General features: G+C 61.4%; 20 protein-coding genes, 1 tRNA gene and 1 pseudogene. 13 read left to right on the top strand and 9 right to left on the bottom strand.

Annotated elements, in window-relative coordinates:
• Positions 1-2 precede the first annotated feature (2 nt).
• From AB4N80_RS23375 to AB4N80_RS23355, 5 genes are all read right to left on the bottom strand, one after another.
• Positions 3-1,025 carry an ABC transporter permease gene (locus tag AB4N80_RS23375; RefSeq protein ID WP_122568219.1) on the bottom strand — a complete coding sequence of 341 codons (1,023 nt, stop codon included), beginning with the start codon at positions 1,023-1,025 and terminating at the stop codon, positions 3-5.
• Entirely contained in the window at positions 1,025-2,083 is a 1,059-nt protein-coding gene (locus tag AB4N80_RS23370) for a microcin C ABC transporter permease YejB (RefSeq protein ID WP_122568220.1), read from the bottom strand. Before AB4N80_RS23370 ends, AB4N80_RS23375 begins: the two co-directional genes overlap by 1 nt.
• Positions 2,083-3,951, bottom strand: a complete 1,869-nt coding sequence (locus AB4N80_RS23365) for an extracellular solute-binding protein (RefSeq protein ID WP_460079041.1) — start codon at positions 3,949-3,951, stop codon at positions 2,083-2,085. Before AB4N80_RS23365 ends, AB4N80_RS23370 begins: the two co-directional genes overlap by 1 nt.
• A 215-nt stretch (positions 3,952-4,166) precedes the next feature.
• Positions 4,167-4,448: a peptidylprolyl isomerase gene (locus tag AB4N80_RS23360; RefSeq protein ID WP_122568222.1), complete on the bottom strand. Its 282-nt coding sequence runs from the start codon at positions 4,446-4,448 to the stop codon at positions 4,167-4,169.
• A gap of 96 nt (positions 4,449-4,544) precedes the next feature.
• Positions 4,545-5,414 (bottom strand): esterase/lipase family protein, encoded by an 870-nt coding sequence (locus AB4N80_RS23355; RefSeq protein WP_460079036.1) that lies wholly within the window; start codon positions 5,412-5,414, stop codon positions 4,545-4,547.
• A gap of 323 nt (positions 5,415-5,737) precedes the next feature.
• On the opposite strand from AB4N80_RS23355, the gene AB4N80_RS23350 reads away from it, so the two are divergent.
• A complete protein-coding gene (locus AB4N80_RS23350; RefSeq protein ID WP_305492094.1) occupies positions 5,738-6,799 on the top strand; it encodes a hypothetical protein in 1,062 nt (353 codons plus the stop codon).
• Between the two features lie 153 nt (positions 6,800-6,952).
• Here AB4N80_RS23350 and AB4N80_RS23345 read toward each other — a convergent pair whose 3' ends face one another.
• Positions 6,953-8,023 (bottom strand): 3-deoxy-7-phosphoheptulonate synthase, encoded by a 1,071-nt coding sequence (locus AB4N80_RS23345; RefSeq protein WP_305492095.1) that lies wholly within the window; start codon positions 8,021-8,023, stop codon positions 6,953-6,955.
• A 614-nt stretch (positions 8,024-8,637) separates the two neighbouring features.
• On the opposite strand from AB4N80_RS23345, the gene AB4N80_RS23340 reads away from it, so the two are divergent.
• The 6 genes from AB4N80_RS23340 (at position 8,638) to AB4N80_RS23315 (ending at position 13,167) form a co-directional block, all read left to right on the top strand.
• Positions 8,638-9,399 carry a carbon-nitrogen hydrolase family protein gene (locus AB4N80_RS23340; protein WP_460079032.1) on the top strand — a complete coding sequence of 254 codons (762 nt, stop codon included), beginning with the start codon at positions 8,638-8,640 and terminating at the stop codon, positions 9,397-9,399.
• Positions 9,400-9,406: 7 nt separating this feature from the next.
• Positions 9,407-9,841, top strand: a complete 435-nt coding sequence (locus AB4N80_RS23335) for a GNAT family N-acetyltransferase (protein ID WP_122568226.1) — start codon at positions 9,407-9,409, stop codon at positions 9,839-9,841.
• A gap of 126 nt (positions 9,842-9,967) precedes the next feature.
• Positions 9,968-10,609: a response regulator transcription factor GacA gene (gene gacA / locus AB4N80_RS23330; RefSeq protein ID WP_003200277.1), complete on the top strand. Its 642-nt coding sequence runs from the start codon at positions 9,968-9,970 to the stop codon at positions 10,607-10,609.
• 2 nt (positions 10,610-10,611) lie between these two features.
• Positions 10,612-12,435, top strand: a complete 1,824-nt coding sequence (gene uvrC / locus AB4N80_RS23325; protein ID WP_122568227.1) for an excinuclease ABC subunit UvrC — start codon at positions 10,612-10,614, stop codon at positions 12,433-12,435.
• Positions 12,436-12,467: 32 nt separating this feature from the next.
• On the top strand, positions 12,468-13,028 hold the full coding sequence (gene pgsA, locus AB4N80_RS23320) for a CDP-diacylglycerol--glycerol-3-phosphate 3-phosphatidyltransferase (protein ID WP_018608070.1): 561 nt from the start codon (positions 12,468-12,470) through the stop codon (positions 13,026-13,028).
• A 63-nt stretch (positions 13,029-13,091) separates the two neighbouring features.
• Positions 13,092-13,167 (top strand) — tRNA-Gly (locus AB4N80_RS23315).
• Between the two features lie 70 nt (positions 13,168-13,237).
• Here AB4N80_RS23315 and AB4N80_RS23310 read toward each other — a convergent pair.
• Together AB4N80_RS23310 and AB4N80_RS23305 are read right to left on the bottom strand one after the other, a co-directional pair.
• Positions 13,238-13,594 (bottom strand): type II toxin-antitoxin system RelE/ParE family toxin, encoded by a 357-nt coding sequence (locus AB4N80_RS23310; protein WP_068934520.1) that lies wholly within the window; start codon positions 13,592-13,594, stop codon positions 13,238-13,240.
• Positions 13,595-13,596: 2 nt separating this feature from the next.
• Positions 13,597-13,887 (bottom strand): type II toxin-antitoxin system ParD family antitoxin, encoded by a 291-nt coding sequence (locus tag AB4N80_RS23305; RefSeq protein WP_122568228.1) that lies wholly within the window; start codon positions 13,885-13,887, stop codon positions 13,597-13,599.
• Positions 13,888-14,081: 194 nt separating this feature from the next.
• Here AB4N80_RS23305 and AB4N80_RS23300 point away from each other — a divergent pair.
• From AB4N80_RS23300 to qhpG, 5 genes and pseudogenes are all read left to right on the top strand, one after another.
• A pseudogene (locus AB4N80_RS23300) lies at positions 14,082-14,435 on the top strand (cyclase family protein); the annotation flags it as partial.
• 366 nt (positions 14,436-14,801) lie between these two features.
• Positions 14,802-16,706, top strand: a complete 1,905-nt coding sequence (locus AB4N80_RS23295) for a sigma-54-dependent Fis family transcriptional regulator (protein WP_354336935.1) — start codon at positions 14,802-14,804, stop codon at positions 16,704-16,706.
• Entirely contained in the window at positions 16,706-18,424 is a 1,719-nt protein-coding gene (locus AB4N80_RS23290; RefSeq protein ID WP_354336916.1) for an ABC transporter ATP-binding protein, read from the top strand. The genes AB4N80_RS23295 and AB4N80_RS23290 overlap by 1 nt, the downstream gene beginning before the upstream one ends.
• Positions 18,414-19,091 carry a subtilisin-like serine protease QhpE gene (qhpE, locus tag AB4N80_RS23285; protein WP_354336918.1) on the top strand — a complete coding sequence of 226 codons (678 nt, stop codon included), beginning with the start codon at positions 18,414-18,416 and terminating at the stop codon, positions 19,089-19,091. The genes AB4N80_RS23290 and qhpE overlap by 11 nt, the downstream gene beginning before the upstream one ends.
• Positions 19,088-20,383: a flavin-dependent monooxygenase QhpG gene (qhpG, locus tag AB4N80_RS23280; RefSeq protein ID WP_354336920.1), complete on the top strand. Its 1,296-nt coding sequence runs from the start codon at positions 19,088-19,090 to the stop codon at positions 20,381-20,383. The genes qhpE and qhpG overlap by 4 nt, the downstream gene beginning before the upstream one ends.
• A gap of 122 nt (positions 20,384-20,505) precedes the next feature.
• On the opposite strand, the gene AB4N80_RS23275 is transcribed toward qhpG, so the two are convergent.
• Positions 20,506-21,996, bottom strand: coding sequence for an aldehyde dehydrogenase family protein (locus tag AB4N80_RS23275; protein WP_354336922.1), 1,491 nt, complete (start codon positions 21,994-21,996; stop codon positions 20,506-20,508).
• Positions 21,997-22,473: 477 nt separating this feature from the next.
• On the opposite strand from AB4N80_RS23275, the gene peaA reads away from it, so the two are divergent.
• Positions 22,474-24,054, top strand: coding sequence for a quinohemoprotein amine dehydrogenase subunit alpha (gene peaA / locus AB4N80_RS23270; protein ID WP_354336923.1), 1,581 nt, complete (start codon positions 22,474-22,476; stop codon positions 24,052-24,054).
• Positions 24,055-24,114 lie beyond the last annotated feature (60 nt).

The following is a 24,114-nucleotide window of genomic DNA, read 5'->3' as shown; positions in this document are numbered from 1 at the left end:
TTTCAAGAGCGTGGATCAAAGGCGTCGCGCAGCGCCTCGCCGATAAACACCAGCAGGGAAAGAATCAGCGCCAAGGTGAAAAACGCCGTCAGTCCCAGCCACGGTGCTTGCAGGTTTTGCTTGCCCTGGGCGATCAGTTCCCCCAGAGAGGCGCTCCCGGCCGGCATGCCGAAGCCAAGAAAATCCAGGGCGGTCAGGGTGGAGATCGCCCCGGTAAGGATGAAGGGCAGATAGCTCAAGGTGGCGTTCATCGCGTTGGGCAGGATATGCCGCACGATCACCTTGCGGTCGGACAAGCCCAGAGCCCTGGCGGCTTTGACGTATTCCAGGTTGCGCCCGCGCAGGAACTCGGCGCGGACCACGTCCACCAGGGCCAGCCAGGAAAACAGCGCCATGATCCCCAGCAGCCACCAGAAATTCGGCTCCACAAAACCAGACAGTATGATCAACAGGTAGAGCACCGGTAGTCCGGACCAGACTTCCAGCAGGCGTTGCCCGAGCAGATCCACCCAGCCGCCGTAATAGCCCTGCAACGCACCGGCGGCGATACCGATCAGCGCGCTGATGGCGGTCAGGGCCAGGGCAAACAGGATCGACACCCGCGCGCCGAAGATCACCCGGGCCAGCACATCCCGGGACTGGTCGTCAGTGCCCAGCCAGTTCACCGTCGAGGGTGGGCTCGGCGCCGGTTGATTGAGGTCGTAGTTGGGGGTGTCGTCGCTGAACGGGATCGGTGGAAACCACAGCCAGCCGCCATCCTTGTGAATCAGGTTCTGCACGTAGCTGCTGCGGTAGTCGGCCTGGAACGGCAACTGCCCGCCAAACTCCTGCTCGGTGTAGCGCTTGAACACCGGGAAATACAGCGAGCCCTGATAGCTGACCACCAGTGGCTTGTCATTGGCGATCAACTCGCCGCCCAGGCTCAGGATGAACAGGCTGATGAACAGCCACAGCGACCACCAGCCCCGACGGTTTTTCTTGAAACGTTCGAAGCGTCGACGGCCCAAGGGAGAAAGCTTGAACATCAGGCATTCCTCGCGGCGAAGTCGATGCGCGGGTCCACCAGGGTGTAGCAGAGGTCGCCGATGAGTTTGATCAGCAGGCCGAACAGCGTGAAGATGAACAGCGAGCCGAACACCACCGGATAATCCCGGGACACCGCGGCCTCGTAGCTCATGCGTCCCAGGCCGTCGAGGGAAAAGATCACCTCGATCAGCAAGGAGCCGGCAAAGAACACGCTGATGAACGCCTGGGGAATGCCAGAGACCACCAGTAGCATCGCATTGCGGAACACGTGGCCGTAGAGCACCCGCTGTTCGCTCATGCCCTTGGCCCGCGCCGTGACCACATACTGGCGGGTGATTTCATTGAGGAACGAGTTCTTGGTCAGGATCGTCAGGGTGGCGAAGCCGCCGATCACCAGCGAGGTGACCGGCAGCACCAGGTGCCAGAAGTAATCGGCGATCTTGCCCAGCGTCGACAGCGACTCGAAGTTGTCCGAGACCAGCCCGCGCACCGGAAACCAGTTCAGCGAGGTGCCGCCGGCGAACATTACGATCAGGAACATCGCGAAGAGGAACGCCGGCATGGCGTAGCCAATGATGATCGCCGTGCTGCTCCACACATCGAATGCCGAGCCGTGGCGCACGGCCTTGCGGATACCCAGGGGGATCGACACCAGGTAGGTGATCAGCGTTGCCCAGAGCCCAAGGGAAATGGTCACCGGCATCTTTTCCAGGATCAGGTCGGTGACCGTGGCACCGCGAAAGAAACTCTTGCCGAAGTCGAGGCGGGCGTAACTGCTGAGCATCAGCCACAGGCGCTCGTGGGCCGGTTTATCGAAGCCGTACTGTTTCTCGATGTCCTTGATCAGTTGCGGGTCCAGGCCGCGACTGGCGCGGGAACTGCCGCTCATCTCACTGCCCGAGCTGCCGACACTGCCGCCGCCGATGCCTTGCAGATGGGCGATGGCCTGTTCCACCGGCCCGCCGGGCGCGGCCTGCACGATGACGAAGTTCACCAGCAGGATGATTACCAGGGTGGGGATGATCAACAACAGGCGTCGCGCGATATAAGCCCACATCAATGCGGCCCTCCGGGTGTGCCGCGCCTGATGCGTTCGGCGCGCATCTGCTCGTTGGTCAGCGGTGTGGTGCTCACTTCCCACCAGCTTTCGATGGCCTCGTCATTGCTGGCCTGAACCTTTGGCATGCCGAAGCGGTTCCACCACACGGTCGAGCTGCCCGGCGGGTAATAGTTGGGAATCCAGTAATAATTCCATTGCAGCACCCGGTCCAGGGCATGGACATGGCGCAGCATGTCGGCTTGGGTGGTGGCCTTGACCAAGCCGTCGATCAGCGCGTCCACCGCCGGGTTCTTCAAGGCCATGTAGTTGTTGGCCCCCGGATCGTTGGCGGCCGCCGAACCGAAGTAATTATAGAGTTCCATGCCCGGCGAGGTGCTGACGGGGTAGCCGGTGATGATCATGTCGTAGTCGCGACTCATCAGGCGATTGACGTATTGGGACGCGTCGATGCGGCGGATGCTCATGTCGATGCCGATTTGCGCCAGGGTGCGTTTGTAAGGCAGCAGCAGGCGGTCGATACCGTTCTGGCTGTTCAGGAACGTGAAGCTCAGCGGTTCGCCCTCGGCATTCACCAGACGGTCGCCGTCGGGTTTCCAGCCGGCCTGTTCCAGCAGGGCCAGGGCTTGCAGTTGCTTATCGCGGATCACACCGCTGCCATCGGTTTTCGGGGCCTGGAAGACCTGGGTGAAGACTTCGTCGGGAATCTGCCCGCGCAACGGCTCCAGAATCGCCAGCTCGCCGGCATCGGGCAGTTTGCGGGCGGCGAGGTCAGTGTTGGAAAAGTAACTCTGCTGACGCACATAGACGTTGCGCATCATCTGGCGGTTGCTCCATTCGAAATCCCAGAGCATGGCCAGGGCCTGGCGCACGCGGCGGTCCTGGAACTGCGGTTTTTGCAGGTTGAAGACAAAACCCTGGGCGGTTTGGGGCGCCTCTTTGGCCAGGTGGGCTTTTTGCAGACGGCCGTCTTGCAGGGCTGGGCCGTCATAGCCGATGGAATAGCCGGTGGCGGAAAACTCGCGATTGTAGTCATAGGCGCCGCCGCGCAGCACTTGGCGGGCGACGTCGGTGTCGCCAAAGTACTCGATGCTGAAGTGGTCGAAATTGTAGAGCCCGCGACTGACCGGCAAGTCCTTGCCCCACCAATCGGCATTGCGCTCGAACGTGATGCTGCGACCGGAATCGACCTTGCTCACCCGGTAGGGGCCACTGCCCAGGGGCGCCTCGTAGCCGCCGCCGTTGGCGAAATCGCGGCTCTTCCACCAATGTTCGGGAAAGACCGGCAGGGTGGCGATGTCCAGGGGCAGGGTGCGGCTTTCGTTGTTCTTGAAGTTGAAGCGCACGGTGCGCTCGTCCTCGACCACGACGTCCTTGACCGCCGCGAACTGGGTGCGATAGCGCAGGCTGCCTTGGGTCATCAACAGCTCAAAGCTGTAGCGCACATCCTGGGCGGTGATGGGCTTGCCATCGGCGAAGCGGGCCTTGGGGTTCAGGTAGAAGCGCAGGGACAGGCCATCGTCGGCACGCTCCATCTTCTGCGCCACCAGGCCATAGACGGTATAGGGCTCGTCCAGAGAGCGCTGGGCCAGGGGCGAATACAGCATCCCGTCGATCTGGCTGACGCCGATGCCTTTGTCGATGTAGGGCAGGATGTGGTCGAAGTGACCAATCTCCACAGCCGAGCGGCGCATGGTTCCGCCCTTTGGTGCCTGGGGGTTGGCGTAGGCGAAGTGGCCGAAGCCTTCGGCATATTTGGCGGGTTCGCCATAGACGGTCAGGGCATGTTGCGGTGCCGCATCGACGGCGGCAGCGCCTGTCAGCAGGACCACGGCAATCAATAGCAGTGAAGGGAACGCCAGTCGCATTGTCAGCCTTAGAGCCGGGTGATCGATGAGACGATTTGTACGCGAGCGGCGCCTGAATCGCCAGCCCTTGTGGCGAGGGATTATCTGTAGGAGCAAGGCCTGTGGGAGCAATGCCTGTAGGAGCAAGGCTTGCCCGCGATTGCTGCGCCGCGGTCCAACAGATGTTCCGCGTTATCGTTCATCGCGGCGGCAAGCCTTGCTCCCACAAGGGACCATCAATCCTGGCGGCTGGTGACTTCCAGCAGGTGGTAGCCGAACTGGGTCTTGACCGGGCCTTGGACGGTGTTGAGCGGTGCGCTGAACACCACGGTGTCGAATTCCTTGACCATCTGGCCCGGGCCGAACGAACCCAGGTCGCCGCCCTGACGGCTGGACGGGCAGGAGGAGTTGGCCTTGGCAATTTCAGCGAAATCGGCGCCAGCCTCGATCTGGGCCTTGAGTTCGTTGCACTTGTCTTCGGTGGAAACCAGGATGTGGCGGGCAGTGGCTTTGGCCATGGGGCAAATTCCTTTCGATGTATTTAAAGGTGCTGAGCCTACCGGATTCATTGGCGGGGTGTTGTCAAAATTGCGTCAAAACCTTGGGCTTGGCGATCAAAGGCCGGCTTTGCGCAAGCGCTCGGCGTGGTGCAGGTAAAGCTCTGTGGGGGCTACCCCCTTGCATGTCTTGCCGCCTCCCGGGCTGATAGCCTCCAGGTGGTCCATGGGATAGTCGGAGCGAATGACCTTGCCCAGGTGCGAGCTGAAACGCCCGACCAGACCGTCGTTCTGCCCGGCTTCGGTGATGAAGTACTCGGAAAAGGCCCGGCAGAAAGCCTGCAAAGGCTCTTGTTCTTCGTCCGTCGATTTTCGCAGCGTGCCGCTCCACGAGTAGTAGCGCACGCCGTTGACCCTGGCCGGGCCGTCCCCGCCCCAGTGCTTCGGCAGGCCCTGGGGATATTTGTCATTGAAGGCGCCCACGCCCTCGGTGGTCAGCGTCGCCAGCGCGGCGACGGCGGCCGGCGATAGCTGCGCCTGGCCGTTCAAAAATGAAATGAAATCGGCGAACAGCGTGGCGACGCCTCTCGCCACATGCCCTGGCAGCCGTCCGGGAGTAAGGGCCTTGCGCAAGAAGTCGGCCAGTTCAGAACCATGATTGGGGCCGCTGACCGACGTGACCGATGCCACCCTGTCGGGCGCCAGCGCGGCGGCATAGCGAGCGGCCAGCGCACCCTGGCTGTGGCCGATCAGGTTGACCCGGGTGGTGCCGGTGCCGACCAGCACCCGATCGATCTGGGCCAGCAGTTGCTCGCCTCTGGCCTCGTTGGAGTGGATGGCCGACAAGTGCGGGATGAACACCCGAGCACCGCCTGCGCGTAGGGCCTGTTTGATGCCATGGAAAAGTTCGACGCCGCCGACCTTGTCAAACCCGAACAACCCATGGACCAACAGGATGGGAAATTGAGTGGTTGCATTCCGTTGCATGTTCGTACCTTTTTCGAAGAGGTTCACCTTGAGTTTGCGACTTCACTCTAAAGCAGGCTCATTCTGTGCGGTGTAGGAAGAAACCGCCCTGATCCAAGGAAACCGGCATAAAAAAAGTGGGAAGAGAGCGAAGTAATCCGCCGCTACTTGAGGATGTAGGAGGCCTCCTATAGCCGCTGTCGTTTGCAGCTACAGGTTCGAACGCCAAGGACCACTTCAGCTGTCGTCTTGTCTGGCAGCGGGTTTGGCGCGAGCGGGTTTTAATGGCTCCCCCGGGCACCGTTATGCAAACGATGCCTTCATCCAAGGACTGGAGCCTGTACATGATCACCTATCCATCGCTTCAACGATTCCGTTCAACCTCTGCAACAAGGCTGCCGCCACCGGTCCTGGCAGCGGCCAGGGACGGGGTGATCAACCCCGCTTGGCGCAACACCGTGGTGACCGTCAAGCCTTATCCCATGATGACGTGTGGGGATGAGGTGTTGCTGCGTTGGCACGGCCTCAACAACGATGGCGAACCCTACCGGCATGAAGTGGCCGGGTTCGTCACGGAGCGGCAGGTGGGGCGAGACGTTGTGTTCGTCGTGCGCGAACCGCATATCGCCGAGTTGGACGGCGGCTCGCTGGAGATCTCCTACCAGGTGACGGGCAAGCGGTTGCCGACCGCGCTGGTTTCGGAGCACCTGCAACTGGAGATCGGGGATGCATCGCCGCAACTGCTGCCCGCCATTGCCAACGATGCGGTGGGAGGCAGCCTCGATCCGAACCGGGTGCCTGAAGGCACCTGGGTGAGCATTCGACCCTACGCCAGGATGGCGGTCGGCGATCGCGTGATCCTGACTGCCAGCAAGGATTTCAAAGCGCTGTGGCGCGATGTACTGGATATAGAAGCCCATGCGGTTGGCCGTGAGGTATCGCTCTGGATCGATCATTCGCTGATCGCGCCCCATGTGGGACACGACCTGGCCTTGGCTTATGTCGTCAGGCGTGGACACTCGGTGCGTCGGGCTGAGCCTTTGTCGTTGCATATCGGCCCGCTGCAGCGCCCTGCGCTGAAGGCCCTTCAGATTCGGGAGATGAACGAAGGGTGGCTGGAGGCCGACGAGCTGCAAGAGGGGGTAACGATTGTCATCGATGATCCCGGGCTTGAGGCGGGCGAGCTGGTCTGGTTGCAGTGCAACGGCAACTCCGCTTATGTCCTGGAGCGCGAAATCACTGAGGCCACGGCAGGTAAACCGGTGGTGTTTGTGATGCCTGCAAGTTACTGGCAGGACCAGCGCGGCAGGTCGGTGAATGTGTTCTATCAGGTCGAGCGCCTGGATGACGTCAGCCAGCGGTCCGAGTGGGTGACGGTCCGGGTGCGTTCCAAGACGCTGATCTAAGGCCTGCACAGCCTTTGTGGGAGCGAGCTTGCTCGCGATGACATTGGGTCAGGCAACATCAATGCTGGCTGAACTGACGCCATCGCGAGCAAGCTCGCTCCCACAAAGGGGCCCATGCTTACCCCTGGTTCCAGGGGAAGGTGGGTTCGGGACTCAGGCGGGCAATTGCAACCGGCGATGAGCCTCGCGCAACAGCTGCTCGGTGGACTCCCAGCCCAGGCAGCCATCGGTGACCGAGACGCCGTAGCGCATCGACGGACCCAGTGGCTGGCAGCCTTCGAACAGGTGGCTTTCGAGCATCATGCCGATCAGGGAGCGGTTCCCTTGCAGCCGTTGTTCCAGCACGTCATTGAACACCTGCGGCTGGCGCAACGGGTCTTTGCCGCTGTTGGCGTGGCTGCAGTCCACCATGATCCGCGCCGGTATCTTGAGGCGGGTCAGGTCACTGTGTATCTGCGTGACGCTCTGGCGATCATAGTTCGGTCCGCGATGGCCACCGCGCAGCACCAGGTGGGTGTCGGGGTTGCCCGGTGTCTGGATGATCGCCGGATGTCCCTGGCTGTCGACGCCGAAATGCCGATGGGGGTGGGCGGCAGAGCGCATCGCATCGCAAGCAATGCCAACCCCGCCGTCCGTGCCGTTCTTGAACCCTACCGGCATGCCCAGGCCGCTGGCCATTTCCCGGTGGATCTGTGATTCGGTGGTGCGAGCGCCAATGGCGACCCAACTGAGCAGGTCATCGAAGTAACTGGCGGCCATGGGTTGCAACAGTTCGGTGGCGACGGGCAGGCCCAGTTGCAGCATTTCGCGCATCAGCTCCCGGGACAAGGTCAGGCCGGCGGCCATATCGTCGCTGCCATCCAGGCTTGGATCGTAGGCCAGGCCTTTCCAACCCACAGTCGTGCGGGGCTTTTCCACGTAGGCGCGCATGACCAGCAGCATGCTGTCGCTCACTTCGCGGGCCAGGCGAGCCAGGTTGGTGGCGTATTCGAGGGCGGATTTGGGGTCATGGATCGAGCAGGGGCCGACGATGACCAGCAGGCGGGAGTCTTCACCGTCTAGGATCGCGCGGATCGCCTGGCGATGGGCGTCCACTTGGTGGCTCAACGCGGTGTTGAGCGGCAATTGATGCTTGAGTTGCAACGAGCTTGGCAGACGCAGGGTCAGGGCTTCGTTGGCAGGGTTGAGCGTGGACAGCGGCAAAGCAGAGACGGACGAATTCATGATTTTGGCTTCCTGGACGGGCGGCGGGTTCGTTCCCGCGCCGGTCCTAGTGGGGTGTTCGACAGTTGGCCGTATGGGCCCGAAATTGAGGCTTGCCACCGGTAGGTGACCGATCGGAGGCGGCAGGCTGTCCCGAGCGGGGGCTGGTAAATCGCCAGGCGGAAAAACTGTCGTAACGGTAATAAGTGGCGTAGTTCATGGCTCAATCCTCAAGTTGTCTGGTGTTGCGAATGTCTGGGGCCGGAAAAACAAAACCCCCGGTCGGGAGGCCGACCGGGGGTTTGGAAAACTCTGGAAGGCGACCCGTTTAAAGTGGGCGCCGGTTGGGTATCAGGCGCGCCAGTGGCTAAACCAATACCCAAAATAAAAGCTGACCGGAGTTTGAACACTGTTCGCCCGGGCAGCCGCAACCGAGCGCGGGGCGCTGGCGGTGTTAAGCGGTGAGAGGGCGTTGAACATGGTCTGTCTCCGATGAATGGCCCTGAGCTTACTAGAGGGCGGGGCGGCGGTTCAATCAGAAAATTCTATCGAGGGCATGCAATTGTTCGCTCTGGCTTGAGTCCGCCGGGCTTTATGACACACTTCAAGTTTGCACCACCTCCCAGGGAGGACCCATGACCGTTCCAGCCTTCGCCGCCGCCCAGTCGATTTCCGTCGCGGGAGACATTCGCACCAACCTCGCGTGTCATCAGCGTTTCATGCAGGCTGCCGCTGAGCAGGGCGTGCAGTTGCTGGTCTTCCCGGAATTGTCGCTCTCCGGTTACGAACGTGGCCTGGCGGCGGATCTGGCGATCCTGCCGGAGGATGCCGTACTGCAACCGCTGCGTGACCTGGCGCGGGAACTCGGCCTGACCGCCGTGGTGGGCATGCCCATTCGACTGTCGGCCGATGCTCCGGTGTTGATCGGCGCGCTGGTCCTCGGCGCTGACGGCTCCCTCGGGGTGTACAGCAAGCAACATCTGCACCCAGGGGAAGAAGTCGCCTTCGCTCCGGGCCATGGTGGCTCGATGCTGACAATGGGGGAGGATCACATCGCCCTGGCGGTGTGTGCCGATTTTTCCCACGCCAGCCATGCGGCCGCGGCAGCCGGGCAGGGCGCTACGCTGTATGCAGCGGGGGTGTTGATCACCGAGGGTGGCTACGTGGCCGATACGACGTTGTTGCAAGGCTATGCCCGACAGCATGCCATGACCGTGCTGATGGCTAATCATGGCGGCGTCACTGGCGGTTGGGAATCGGCTGGCCGCAGCGCCATCTGGGGCCCTGATGGCTCGCTGCTCGCAGCGGCTCCAGGCACGGGCGAGCTGTTGGTGGTTGCCCGCCGCGACGCCAACGGCTGGGCCGGGCAAGTCGTGCCGGTGACCAACGGCGGATGAAGTCCTCATGAGCTTTGAGTGGCGTGCTGCAACGAACGGGGACATCGACTTCGCCCGGCAACTGACCTGCGACAACATGCTTCCTTATTACCTCAGGCATGATTTGCTCTGGCAGGACGAAGCATTCGATCTGGCCTGGATCATTCGCCAGAACTGGATAATCAGCCGTGCAGGCCAGGCGCTGGGCTTTGTGAGCCTCAGTCGTGATGCCCGGGCGTTGTATATCCGGGAGTTGCAAATAAGCGAGGCGTTCCGCGGGCAGGGCGCCGGGACCTGGGCGATCGGACAGGTTTGGGACCTGGTGGCGCTGGAACGTCGGCCGGCGCTGCGCCTGACGGTGTTCAAGGATAATCCGGCCAGGGCGTTGTACGAACGCATGGGGCTGCGTGTCGTGGGCGAGGACGAGTGTTTCCTGAGGATGCAGCGAGACGTCGGTGCTTGAAGCCTCGGATGCCGTGCCGATAAAGATGCGTTGTAACTTTTATCTGTCCCTTTGCGCTAGGTCTGCCGGATGCTTTTTGCTAAGGTGTTGTGCAACCCAAATAAGACCAAATCGTGAGGTGTCTGCTTGATTAGGGTGTTAGTGGTCGATGACCATGATCTCGTCCGTACGGGCATTACACGAATGCTGGCTGACATCGATGGCTTGCAGGTAGTTGGCCAGGCTGAATCCGGGGAAGAGTCCCTGATCAAGGCGCGTGAATTGAAACCCGACGTGGTGTTGATGGACGTCAAGATGCCCGGCATCGGCGGTCTTGAAGCCACGCGCAAGCTGCTGCGCAGTCACCCGGACATCAAGGTGGTCGCGGTGACCGTCTGCGAAGAGGACCCATTCCCCACCCGGCTGTTGCAAGCGGGCGCGGCGGGCTACCTCACCAAGGGCGCCGGCTTGAACGAGATGGTCCAGGCCATTCGTCTGGTTTTTGCCGGGCAACGCTACATCAGCCCGCAGATCGCCCAGCAATTGGCGATCAAGTCGTTCCAGCCGACCAACGATTCGCCCTTCGATGCACTGTCGGAGCGGGAAATCCAGATTGCCCTGATGATTGTCGGTTGCCAGAAGGTGCAGATCATCTCCGACAAGCTGTGCCTGTCGCCTAAAACCGTTAACACCTACCGTTACCGTATCTTCGAGAAGCTTTCGATCAGCAGTGACGTCGAATTGACACTGTTGGCCGTGCGCCACGGCATGGTCGATGCCAGCGCCTGAAAATGACTGAATTGTTTGATCCCAGCGCGTTCCTCTCCACCTGCAGCGGTCGCCCCGGCGTGTACCGCATGTTCGACAGCGACGCGCGCCTGCTTTATGTCGGCAAGGCCAAGAACCTCAAGAAACGCCTGGCCAGTTATTTCCGCAAAACCGGCCTAGCGCCGAAGACTGCCGCCCTGGTGGGGCGCATCGCGCAAGTCGAAACGACGATCACCGCCAATGAAACCGAGGCGCTGCTGCTCGAGCAGACGCTGATCAAGGAATGGCGCCCGCCGTACAACATCCTGCTGCGCGACGACAAATCCTACCCTTACGTGTTCCTGTCCGACGGGGCCTTTCCGCGCCTGAGCATTCATCGCGGGGCGAAGAAGGCCAAGGGGCGGTATTTCGGCCCTTACCCCAGCGCCGGCGCGATTCGTGAAAGCCTCAGCCTGCTGCAGAAGACCTTTTTCGTTCGCCAGTGTGAAGACAGCTACTACAAGAATCGCACCCGGCCCTGCCTGCAGTACCAGATCAAGCGCTGCAAGGCGCCTTGCGTGGGGTTTGTCGAGCCGCAGGTCTATGCCGAGGACGTGCGTCATTCGGTGATGTTCCTGGAAGGGCGCAGCAATGCGCTGACCGACGAGTTGTCGGCAGCCATGGAGGACGCGGCGGTCAACCTTGAGTTTGAACGGGCCGCCGAGCTGCGCGACCAGATCGGCCTGCTGCGCCGGGTGCAGGACCAGCAAAGCATGGAAGGTGGCAGCGGCGATGTCGATGTGATCGCCGCGTTCATCAACCCGGGCGGCGCCTGCGTGCATTTGATCAGCGTGCGCGGTGGTCGCGTGTTGGGCAGCAAGAACTTCTTCCCCCAAGTGGGTATCGAGGAAGACGTGGCCGAGGTCATGGCGGCATTCCTGGGCCAGTACTACATCAGCAGCCCGGAACGCGACTTGCCCGCCGAGTTGATCGTCAATGTGGTCCATGAGGATTTTCCGGCTCTGATCGAAGCCATCGACAAGCTTCGCGGTCGCGAACTGACCATCAGCCACCGCGTTCGCGGCACCCGTGCCCGTTGGCAGCAACTGGCCGTGACCAACGCCGAGCAGGCCCTGGGTGCGCGCCTGGCCAACCGTCAGCACGTGGCGGCGCGGTTCGATGCCCTGGCCGATGTCCTCAACCTGGACGAGCCGCCGCAACGGCTGGAGTGCTACGACATCAGCCATTCCAGCGGCGAGGCGACCGTGGCGTCCTGCGTGGTGTTCGGTCCGGAAGGCCCGATCAAGTCCGATTACCGCCGTTATAACATCGAAGGCGTCACGCCCGGCGATGACTACGCGGCGATGCACCAGGCATTGATGCGACGCTTCGGCAAGCTGAAGGACGGGGAGGGCAAGTTGCCGGATATCCTTCTGGTGGACGGCGGCAAAGGCCAGTTGTCCATGGCCCGCGATGTGCTCAATGAGCTGATGGTCCCCGACCTGATCCTGCTGGGCGTGGCCAAGGGCGCGACGCGCAAGGCCGGCTTCGAGACCTTGTACCTGAACGATGCCGCCCATGAGTTCACCCTCAAGGGCGATTCGCCGGCGCTGCACCTGATCCAGCAGATCCGCGACGAAGCCCACCGTTTCGCCATCACTGGACACCGTGCCCGTCGTGGCAAGACGCGCCGTACGTCTACACTGGAGGGTGTGGCAGGCGTCGGTCCGACGCGCCGTCGCGACTTGTTGAAACATTTTGGTGGATTGCAGGAACTGTCTCGTGCCAGCATCGAGGAGATAGCCAAAGCACCCGGTATCAGTAAAAAGCTCGCAGAGTCGATTTATGCAAACCTGCACAGCGAGTAGAATGCCCGTCAACCTTGTAGCCAGTTGTGCCGATGAATATCCCAAATCTGATTACCGTTCTACGCGTCCTGCTCATTCCGATCTTCATATTGCTGTTCTATTTGCCGTACCACTGGAGCTACGTGGCCTCCGCCTCGGTCTTCGCCTTCGCCGCCGCGACGGACTGGCTGGATGGTTACCTGGCTCGACGCCTGGAGCAGAGCACGCCGTTCGGTGCCTTCCTCGACCCGGTGGCCGACAAGTTGATGGTCGCGGTGGCACTGGTGCTGCTGGTACAAGAACACGGCAACCTCTGGCTGACCTTGCCGGCGGCGGTGATCATCGGCCGCGAAATCGTCGTCTCGGCGCTCCGTGAATGGATGGCCGAGCTGGGCGCCCGCGCCCAGGTCGCGGTGTCGAACCTGGGCAAATGGAAAACCGCCGCGCAGATGCTGGCGCTGGTGATCCTGCTGGCCAACCCGTCGGACTTCAGCTTCTGGGTGCTGTTGGGCTATGCATTGCTGCTGGTTTCCGCTGGGCTGACGCTGTGGTCGATGGTCCAATACCTGCGCGCGGCGTGGCCGCATCTGCGGACGGATGTAGAGCCGAAATAAAACTTTTTTGAATCAAAGGGTTGACGGCGTAATCTGAATCTATAGAATGCGCCACACCAAGACGCGGGAATAGCTCAGTTGGTAGAGCACGACCTTGCCAAGGTCGGGGTCGCGAGTTCGAGTCTCGTTTCCCGCTCCAAGATTCACAGAAAAGCCACTCAGATGAGTGGCTTTTTTGTGCCTGGGATTTATGCCTTTGGCGTTTGTGGTCAATCGTTGGGCAGATGCAACGGCACCTCCATGGCGTCATGGAGGAGTCGGACGATCTCAATCACGTCGCCGTCTCCCACACGATAGAACACGATATGTCGCGGACTTTTGACCACTCCATGAAGTTGTTTGGCCTGCTGGCGTGAATAGACGAGGTGATAGCTGCGAAGGCCCGGTGCAAGCTTATCGCGGTCGTGGCTGCCAACGCGATAAGGCGTGTTGGCAATCGCTTGCAGCGCCGCGAGGATCAGTGCCTGGTAGCGCTGGCGTGCTTGATCGCCGAACTGCGTCTGGGAGAGCCTGAGGATGTCGACAATATCGGCGCGCGCCGCGTTGGAAATCCGATACTGCGGCATGCTCAGTGTTTCTCGCTCGCGGGGAGGGTTGCCTCCAGACTCAAGCCCTCGAGGTAGTGCTCCAGATCCCCTTCGTTCAACCGCGTAAAGCGCCCGCATTCAAGGTCCATGATGCCGATCGAGGTCGCCTGACGCAGGGCTTCAATTTTGGCGGTGTCTTCGGCGACGCGCTGCTCCAATAGACGCAAACCTTCTCGCATCACTTCGCTGGCATTCTGATAACGGCCGGACTGCACCAGGTCATGGATAACCTGTTCCTGGTGAGGGGTGAGCACAACGTTTCGCGTCGCCATAATTAGCTCCAGCTTTGGGCAGACAGGTTTTTTGATTATTGGCATATTATGCCATTTTGCCCACGAACACATCGTTTGAGATTTGGATATCTATCCGTGATTTTCGTTAATTACAGTCAATCCTCGTAGCCAAGCGATTTTAGGTGGTTCATTGATGATCGAAAGACTTTTTTCCCTGGTTCAGATCGCCCAGAAGCGTGCGTGCCGGGGCAATCTTCGGTCAACCGGCTTATCTGGATGCCAGCATTGGGATGGGCCGCGAGGCCACGCTATACCTGCTCGAACGTGGCGTGCGAGTGGTCGGCACTGATGCCTGGAGTTGGGATGCTCCCTTCAAGTCAACCCGCGAGCGCTTTCTTGCCAGCGGCGATGCCTCGATCATTTGGGAGGGACACAAGGCCGGTCGTGACATTGGTTATGGTCAGATGGAAAAGCTGGCGAATCTGGAGAGTTTGCCGGACCACGGATTCGAGGTGTCCTGCTTTCCGTATAAGATCAAGCATGCCTCGGCAGGTTTCGTTCGCGCCGTGGCGATCATCTACAGGTAGAGTTGTTGCGATGTCGGTCAAGTCTGGATTCGCACGTTACTCCATGGCGCGGCTCATGATCATCAACTATTGGCCGTTCCATTCGAAAGACACCCGGAAAGCGGCCGCGATGCTGTTATCGGGGCTGGCATGGGGGGGCTTTGGGCCTGACAAGCTAATCGTATAGGTTCGTCATCGTAACGAACGTCGTCTATTACCTCTGAAGGGAAAGCCCATTGGTCGTCTGGTCGGGCGATGGATGGTCACGTTGTCCCCTAAGCATTGGAAATGCCGTAACGCACTTGCCAATGCCCTGACGTTAACGTAAAGATGGCAACAAGGCGCTGAACTCAGAAGGGCGCAGGGCGGACCGATCCGGAGCGCTTGCTGATGCTGATAAAGACAACTCATCCCAAACTTCATCGCGAAGCCCGCCTGGCCCGGGAAAAACTGCATCTTGAGGGCACCGTTCCCGATGGCGTACTGCGTGCGGAAATCGATGCGTCGTGGCGGCGCAGTCTCAGCCATGGCGTGCATTTCAATGCCAAGCAAGAACTGGCGCTGGAATCGAACGCGAGCCTTGAAGTGCTGCTGGAAAGCAATCGATTGTTGATCGATGCGGCGACGCCGGCCATCGATTATCTGGCCGAACGCCAGGGCAAGGAAGGGCTCATCATCCTCGCCAATTCCGACGCTACCATCCTTGCCGCCGAAGGGCGCACCGATGGTTTCAAAGGGAGCGGGCTGCAAGACATCACGCTGGGCGCTTGCTGGAGCGAAGCGGCGCGGGGCACCAACGCGCTGGGTACCGCGCTGGTGGAAGCCCGGCCAACGATGATTGATTGCGGCGAACATTACCTCGACCGTCTGACCAATTTCTCCTGCACCTCGGTGCCGATTTATTGCCCGCAGGGCGACATCCTTGGGGTCCTTGACCTGACCCGCGAAGGCCCGCTCGGCCGCGTTCACGACAGCACCGCGTTGCTGACCATGGCCGTCAGCCAGATCGAAAGCCGTGTGTTCAACGCTTGTTACCCGGATCAGATCGTCCTCGCCTTCCACAGCCGTCGGCAATACCTTGAATCCCCTTGGCAGGGCTTGCTCGCGGTGAGTCTCGGCGGGCAGATCCTTGCGGTCAGCGCCCAGGCGTGCCAGTTGCTCCATGCCGAGCGTTCGGCGCTGGTTGGCCGACGCTGTGAAGAGTTCCTGGGTGTCGATGGCCTGCAGCTGTTATCGCGTTTGCATCAGAGCGGCATCGGCAGTCTGCAAACCGCCAAGGGTGAATTTTTCTACAAAACCCTGCGCGCGCCGCAGCGCTTGATCAATGTCAGCACGCCATCGCGCACCCCGACTAAAACCGCTAAACCGCAACCCGATCTCGAATCCCTGGCCGGCAACAATGCTCGTTACGCCCGGGCGCTGCGCATGGCCCGCCAAGGCCTGGCCAATGAATTGCCAGTGTTGCTGCTGGGCGAAACGGGCACCGGCAAGGAAGTCATTGCCCGAGCGTTGCATATGGCTGGAACGCGCTGCGACAAACCTTTTGTCGCGGTGAACTGCGCAGCCATCCCCGAAGGCCTGATCGAGTCGGAGCTGTTTGGCTATCGCGAAGGCGCTTTTACCGGTTCGCGTCGGGGCGGCATGGTAGGGCGCTTGCAACAGGCCCACGGCGGTACGTTGTTTCTCGATGAAATCGGCGACATGCCGCTGGCTTTGCAGGCCCGTTTACTCAGGGTATTGCAGGACCGCAAGGTCGCGCCGCTGGGTGCTGGAGAAGAGCAAGAGATCGACATTGCCTTGATCTGCGCCACGCACCGCGACCTCAAGCGGCTGGTGGAAGACAAACATTTTCGCGAGGATCTGTTCTACCGGGTCAACGGCGTCAGCGTGATGCTCCCGGCCCTGCGCGAGCGCGACGACTTCAATGGCCTGGTCGATCATTTGCTGGCCAAGCTCGACGCGCCGACGGTGGTCCTGCATGACGATTTGATCCGCCTGCTAGGCGGTTATCATTGGCCGGGCAACATCCGCCAACTGGAAATGGTCCTGCGCACCGCGCTGGCCATGCGTGAGCCGGGGGACACCCTACTCACCCTCGACCATCTGCCCGACAGTATGCTCGACGAACTGAGCGCCGGCGAACGCCCTCAGAGCGGCAGTATTCGTGAACATGAGCTGGAACTGATTCGCCAGTCCCTGGACATGCATCAAGGTAACGTCTCGGCCGCCGCCGATGCCCTGGGTATCAGCCGCGCGACCCTGTATCGCAAGCTCAAACTGTTGCGTTCGTGATGTTGCGGTTGATCGTTCGGCTGATCGACAGCCAGAACCCCGCGGCCCTGCAAGCGGCGCTGCGCTGGCTCTACAGCTTCGTGCGCCCGCACCGGTTGGCGATTGCCGGGCTGCTTGGGCTGTCGGTCTGCGCCTCGTCGCTGGTATTGGTGCAACCCTGGCTAACCAAGCTGCTGATCGACGACGGCCTGTTGGCGCGCAATTTTGCGATGCTGGTGCTGATCGCCGGGTTGATGATTGTCGCCGGGTTGTTGGGGACGGCGCTGTCGGGCATCAATCGTTACCTGCACACGCGATTATCCGGACGGATTCTGTTTGCCCTGCGCGATGACCTTTATCGGCATTTGCAGGCGCTCTCGCCGGGTTTCTTCGGCCAACGGCGAATCGGCGATTTGATGTCGCGTCTCGACGGCGATGTCGCGGAGATCCAGCGCTTTGCCGTGGACTCGCTGTTCTCGGCGGTGTCGAGCGTGATTGGCCTGGTGGTTGCCGTGGCGATGTTGGTGACCCTGTCGTGGCAGCTTTCGCTGCTGGCCTTGGTGCTGATTCCACTCGACGTGTTTTGGCTACGCTGGATGCGGCGTAAGGTCGAGCGCGATGTGCGGCAGTTGCGCGAGCGTTCCGCGGACATGTCCTCGTTCATGGTCGAGACCTTGCCGGTGATGAAATTCATTCAGTCCGCCGGTCAGCAGCAGCGCGAGGCGCGGCGGCTGGAGACGTTGGGCCAAGGGTATATGAGTCAGCTCCTGCGCCTGCAAGTCACTGAGTTTTTCACCCAAGCGGTGCCCGGCACGCTGACATCGTTGTCGCGGGCCTGTGCGTTTTTGATTGGGGGATACTGGGTGGTGCAAGGGACTTGGCAATTGGGCGCGCTGATCGCGTTTTCCACCTATCTGGGCATGGCTGTCGGCCCGGTCCAGAGCCTGCTTGGGCTCTACGTCGCGATTCAGCGGATGACCGTGAGCCTTGGGCGGGTCATGGAACTGCGCGGTGAAGAGCCGACTGTACTCACCCCTGTTGCGCCGCAGCCGATGCCGGATTCTGGCGAACTGCGTTTCGACAACGTGCACTTCAGCCACCCCGGTCGCCCGACCACCTTGCGTGGTATTCAAGCGCGAATTCCCTATGGTTTGAAAGTCGCCCTGAGCGGCGGCTCTGGTGTCGGTAAGTCGACCCTGATCGATCTGCTGCAGCGGCACCACGATCCGCAGTCCGGTCGGGTCTTGCTGGGGGAGGTCGATCTGCGGGAACTGGACCTGTTCCAGTTGCGTCGGCGGATCGCCGTGGTCAGTCAGGACATCGTGCTGTTTCGCGGCAGCCTCGCCGACAACCTGGCCTACGCGGTGCCGGACGCCAGTCGCGAAGCGATTGCCGAAGTGGCGCGGCTGGCGCAGCTCGACAGTCTCATCGAATCACTGCCCGAAGGCCTCGATAGCCCTTTGGGCGAGCGTGGCCAGCAGTTATCCGGCGGACAGAAACAGCGCATCGCCATCGCCCGGGCGCTGTTGCAGGATCCGTTGATCCTGGTGCTGGACGAAGCGACTTCGGCGGTCGACGAAGCCACCGAGCGGGAAGTGATCGCGGCCATCGACCGGTTGTTCGCCGGGCGTACGCGGATCCTGATCAGCCATCGCCCCTCGACCCTGGCCGATGCCGATTTGTGCTTTGAACTGCTGGATGGCGTGCTTACGTCAAGAACGGTGCAGCATGAGGCCTGAGCTGCGGATTGGGGTGGTGGACAGTGGTCATTGCGCAGCGCAACGAGTGCGGGTGATTGCCGGTCGACGGTTCTCGCTGCGGGAGGATGGCCTGGCCGAAAGCGATTTGCGCGACGATCCGCTAGGTCATGGCAGCGCGGTGATCGAGGCCATCAGCCGGCGTGCACCGGCGGCGGTTTTTTGCGTCGCTCAGGTGTTCGACCAGCGTGGCGTCACCAGCGCCTTGCAGATCGCTACCGCCATCGATTGGCTGGTGGCGCAGGACGTGCGGTTGATCAATCTGAGCCTCGGTTTGCGGCAGGATCGAAGCTTGTTGCGTGAAGCCTGCGCAGCAGCGGTGGCGCAGGGCATTCTATTGTGTGCGTCAAGCCCGGCTCAGGGCTTAGGAGTGTTCCCGGCGGATTATCCGCAGGTGCTGCGGGTCACTGGCGACGCTCGTTGCACCGAGCAGCAATGGTCGTGGCTCGACAGCGCCCAGGCAGATTTTGCCGCGTGTGTTTACGGTACCTACCCGGGGCAGTCGGGCGCGAGTCTCGGCTGTGCGGCATTGAGCGGGCATATTGTGGGTTTTCTCGTTGAAAATCCCGAGGCGAGCAACGAACAGATTGTCGAGTGGCTGCAAAAGAACGCCCATTATCACGGCCCTGAACGGCGGGCCGGCCCATGAAGCCGATTGTGATTCTTGGCGCGGGGCCTGCGGGGGCGGCGGTGGCCCTGGGGTTGCGGCGGCTTGGATACCCCGTCACGCTGGTCAGTGAGTGGCGGCGCTTTGCGGCGCTCGAAGGGGTGTCCATGCGGGTGCTGGAGGCACTGCGCGGTGCGGGGCTGCATCAGGCATTGCCGGATGCGGCGCAGCCTTCCCAGCGACAGGTGTCCTGGAACGGTCAGGAGCATGCTCAGAACATTGAATTTTTGCTGGATCGCCCGAGCTTCGATCGCGGCTTGCGCGAGGACTTGCGCCTGGCCGGCGTTGAGTTGATCGAGGGCCGAGTGCTGACGGTGCAGTCGCACGTTTCGGGACATCGAATCGAACTGCAAGGGCGTGATGCGCTGCTCGCGGATTTCCTGGTGGAGGCCCGCGGACGCCAGGCACCGGCCCTTGGCAAGGGCTTGCGTGGGCCGGAGACGGTCAGTCTGCTCAATCGCTGGCAAGGTGCGCCGGGTACCACCGCCAGTGCTGTGGAAAGCCTTGCGGACGGCTGGGCCTGGATGGCGCGTCGGGCCGACGGCCAGTGCTATTGGCAATGGACAGTGGACGTGGTCAGTGCCGAGTTGCCGGGCAAGGCGCTGTTGCTCGATTACTGCCGTCAGCGGTTCCAGCAGTCGGCATTGACCCAGGCGTTTTTCGGGGGTGAACCGCAAGCCGATCTGCACCTGCATGCCCGAAGCAGCACGGCGATTTTGTGTCCGCAGGTCTGTGGCGACCATTGGATTCGTGTGGGCGACGCCGCCATGGCGGTGGATCCGCTGTCGGGGAATGGCATCTTTCAGTCATTGTCTTCGGCGTTGCAGGCGCCAACGGTGATCAACACGCTGTTGCGCAAACCTGAACGGAGGTTGCTGGCACAGCGTTTTCATCAGCAGCGGGTAGAGCAGTTATTTTTACGCTTCGCGCGCATTGGCCGGGACTTCTATGCCGATGAGCAGCGCTGGCCGGACCAGCCGTTCTGGCAGGCGCGAAGGCAATGGCCGGATGCTGAGGTCGCCCACGCCGCGGCGGATTTTTCCGCTTTGAAGATTGAGTCTGCGCCGGTGCTCAGGGATGGATTCGTGGATGAGGCCGAAGTGGTGATCACGTCGGATCAGCCGCTGGGGATCTGGCATGTGCAAGGGGTTGAGCTGGCGCCATTGGTGCGGCGGTTGCGCAGCGAACCGGTCGAGCGGGTGTTGACGGGGTTGTCAGTGGAGCAGGGAAGGATGGTTCGGAGCTGGTTGCTGGGGCAGGGGTTCAAGCCCTGACATTTGGGTTGTCTGGACCGCCCTATCGCGAGCAGGCTCGCTCCCACAGTGGCTCTGCGTTGAACACAAATCCAACGGGGGAGCGAGCTTGCTCGCGATAGCGGTCTAAGGAACGCCGCCAATCACAGCTTGATCAACACCGACTTCAACTCGGTGTAATGCTCGATCGCCGCATACCCCATCTCACGCCCGACCCCCGACATCTTGTAGCCGCCAAACGGCAACGCCGGGTCCAGGGCGCTGTGGCAGTTGACCCACACCGAACCCGACTTGATGCGCGGAATCATCCGGTGCACCGCCGCCAAGTCGTTCGACCAGATGCTCGCCCCAAGGCCATAAGGGCTGTCATTGGCCATGCGCAGCGCGTCAGCCTCGTCGTCGAACGGAATCGCCACCAGCACCGGACCGAAAATTTCTTCTTGTACCAATGAATGCTGCTGATCGACATCGACAATCACCGTGGGTTTGACGAAGAACCCCGGCCCGAATGATTCACCGCCGCAGGCGATGGTCGCGCCGCTTTCCCGACCTTTTTCGATGTAGCCATAAACCCGTTCCTGTTGCCGTGCGGAGATCAGCGGGCCCATTTCGACACTGGGGTCCAGGCCATTGCCGAGCTTCATTGCATTGGCGATGTCGGCGATATCCGCCACCACACTGTCGAAATGCTTGCGCTGCACATACAGCCGGGAGCCGGCGCAGCAAACCTGGCCCTGGTTGAAGAAGATCGCACTGGCGGCACCCGCGGCAGCGGTCTTCAGGTCGGCATCGGCCATGACGATGGTCGGTGATTTGCCGCCCAATTCCAGGGTGACCCGGGTCATGGATTCCATGGCGATCTTGCCGATCTGCTTGCCTACGGCGGTGGAGCCGGTGAACGTCAGCTTGTCCACCAATGGATTGTGAGTCAGGGCGGAGCCCGCCGTGATACCAGTGCCGGTGACCACGTTGAACACACCCTCGGGATAACCGGCTTCCAGCACCAGCTCAGCGAGTTTCAGCGCGGTCAGCGGCGTTTCGTCGGCGGGTTTGAGCACGACGGTGCAACCGGTGGCCAGGGCCGGGCCGAGTTTCCAGCAAGCCAGCAGCAGCGGAAAGTTCCAGGCGACGATGGCCCCGACCACGCCCACCGCTTCGCGGCGAATGAAACTGTGGAATTGATCGTTGGGCATCAGCGGCAGCGACACGTCAACGCTGGAGCCTTCGATCTTGGTTGCCCAACCGGCCATGTAGCGCAGGAAGTCGATGGACAGTTGCACGTCCATCACTTGAGCCACCGCCGCGCTCTTGCCGTTGTTCAGGCATTCGAGTTGCGCCAGCAGTTCGGCGTCGCGCTGCATCAGATCGGCGAGTTTCCACAACAGGTTCTGCCGCTCCCTAGGGCGGGTGCGCGTCCAGGCGGAGTCGTCGAAAGCCTGGCGGGCGGCGAGTACTGCGCGGTCGACATCGTCGGGGGTGGACCTTGGCACCAAGCACAGCACTTCGCCGGTGGCCGGATTGTGCAGGGGCATGGTCTGGCCGTCGGCGGCCTCGACCCAGTCGCCGCCGATGAGCATGCGTGGGGCGCGTTGGACGAAGGCCGAGGTGGCGGGGAGCAGATAAGGCAGCGGCATGATGAGACCTCTTGTTGTGCTGAGAAACGTGGACTTCTCCAAGTTGGCAATGGCTGTGCCAAGTACCAGGAACGGGTGGATGGGCCTTTGTTAGCGGGGGTTCTAGCGATGAAAGGGGACGGTTGGCACCCAGGTTTTGTCGCAAATCGCGACAACGCATGAGACGACGAGCAGATCCCGTTGTGCGCCAACGTCATCGCTGGACAAGAAGTGTTTCAGCCGAGGACATCTATGCTTGTCTCAGAGTGCAACAGCTGTCGCGATATTAGACGCAGGCGGTCTTGTTCTGACGCGTTGGAAAGCCAAAATAACCATGTAACTAATTGATTAATAAGATAGTCGTTAAGCTGGCACGCTCCGTGTATTGCTCATCGCAGACGTTTCTCTTGCCTCCGTTAGCGGGCTGTCGCCGACGGCAGAAACCATAAAAACGATAAGCCACAAAAATAAGAAAGCACCGTGCGAGGTTCGACGTTGATGAAGAGAAAACTCCGATCAGGCCTGAGCGTCAGTCTGCTGGCCGTGGCGGCCTGTGTGGCGCTGCATTCGCCTTACAGCCTGGCAGCTCGCGACGCCCAGACCATCCTCAAGGAAACCTGTCAGGGCTGCCACACCCCCGAAGCCGATAACGCCCTGAGCCGTATCAGCCACCAGCGCAAGACGCCGGAAGGCTGGCTGATGAGCATTGCCCGGATGCAGGTCATGCACGGGTTGCAGATCAGCGATGACGATCGTCGAACCCTGGTCAAATACCTGGCCGACACCCAGGGCCTGGCGCCGAGCGAGACCGACGGTGTGCGTTATGCGCTGGAGCGACGGCTCAATACCGTCGAGAAATTCGACGACCAGACCAGCCAGATGTGCGGCCGTTGCCACTCCGGTGCGCGGGTTGCGCTGCAGCGCCGACCCGCCCAGGAATGGGAGCGCCTGGTGAACTTCCACCTCGGCCAGTGGCCGTCCCTCGAATACCAGGCCCTGTCCCGTGACCGCGATTGGTTCGATCTGGCCCGCAAAGAGATGGTGCCGTTGCTGGCCAAGCGTTATCCGCTGGACAACCCGGCCTGGAAAGCATGGCTGGGCAGCGCGCCGAAAGCCGAGGCGCTGGTCGGCGATTGGAGCTTCAGCGGGCACCTGCCGGGTAAAGGCGAACTGGCTGGCGTCATGAGCGTGACTGCCGATGGCAGCGACACGTTCAAGGTCAACGTCAAAGGTCAGTACGCCGACGGCAGCCCGTTCAATGGTGAGGGCAGTGCGATTGTCTACACCGGTTACGAATGGCGCGGCAATGTATCCATCGATGGCGTGACCATGCGCCAGGTATTCGCCGCCCAGGGCAACGCCATGCAGGGCCGGATGTTCGAGGCCGAGCACGACGAGCGGGGGCTGGACTTCGTCGCCGCCAAACAGGGTTCCAATCGTTTGCTGGCGGTGCAGCCGGGTTATCTGAAGGCGGGCAGCGAAACCGAAGTCACCCTGATCGGCAGCGGTCTCACTGGCAAACCTGACTTCGGCAAAGGCGTGGAAGTGGTCCAAGTGCTAGAGCAAACGCCCGAGCGCCTACGGGTCAAACTCAAGGCGGCTGCCAATGCGCAACCGGGCCTGCGCAACGTCACGGTCGGCACGCTGAAAGGCCCGACGCTGTCGGTCTACAGCAAGATCGCTGAAGTCAAAGTCGTGCCCGAATTCTCGGTGGCGCGGATCGGCGAGGGCGGTGGCTCGACGCCGAAAGTCCAGGGTCGTTTCGATGCTGAAGCCTGGGGCAAGGGCGCTGACGGTAGGCCCTATCGCATCGGCGTGTTCCCGGCGCAATGGTCGGTCGAGGCTTTCGATGACCGCGCCAAAGAGGATGAAGACGTCAAGTTTGCCGGCACCATGCAGGCCGATACCGGCGTGTTTACCCCAGGCGATGCCGGGCCGAACCCGCAGCGCAAGATGTCCACCAACAATGCCGGCAATCTCAAGGTGATCGCCGCCGTCGACGACGCAGGGAGGTCCCTGACCGGCGAAGGCCACATGATCGTCACCGTCCAACGCTGGAACAATCCACCCATTCCATAAGTTGGCTGTTTTTTAGCGGTTCCAGACACTTTTCGGAATGACCGCAGGCCTCATGAATTG

This window comes from Pseudomonas sp. H3_A02 (assembly GCF_054671965.1).
Note: the sequence above shows the minus strand (reverse complement) of the source record. Positions and strands in the feature narration are given on the sequence as shown.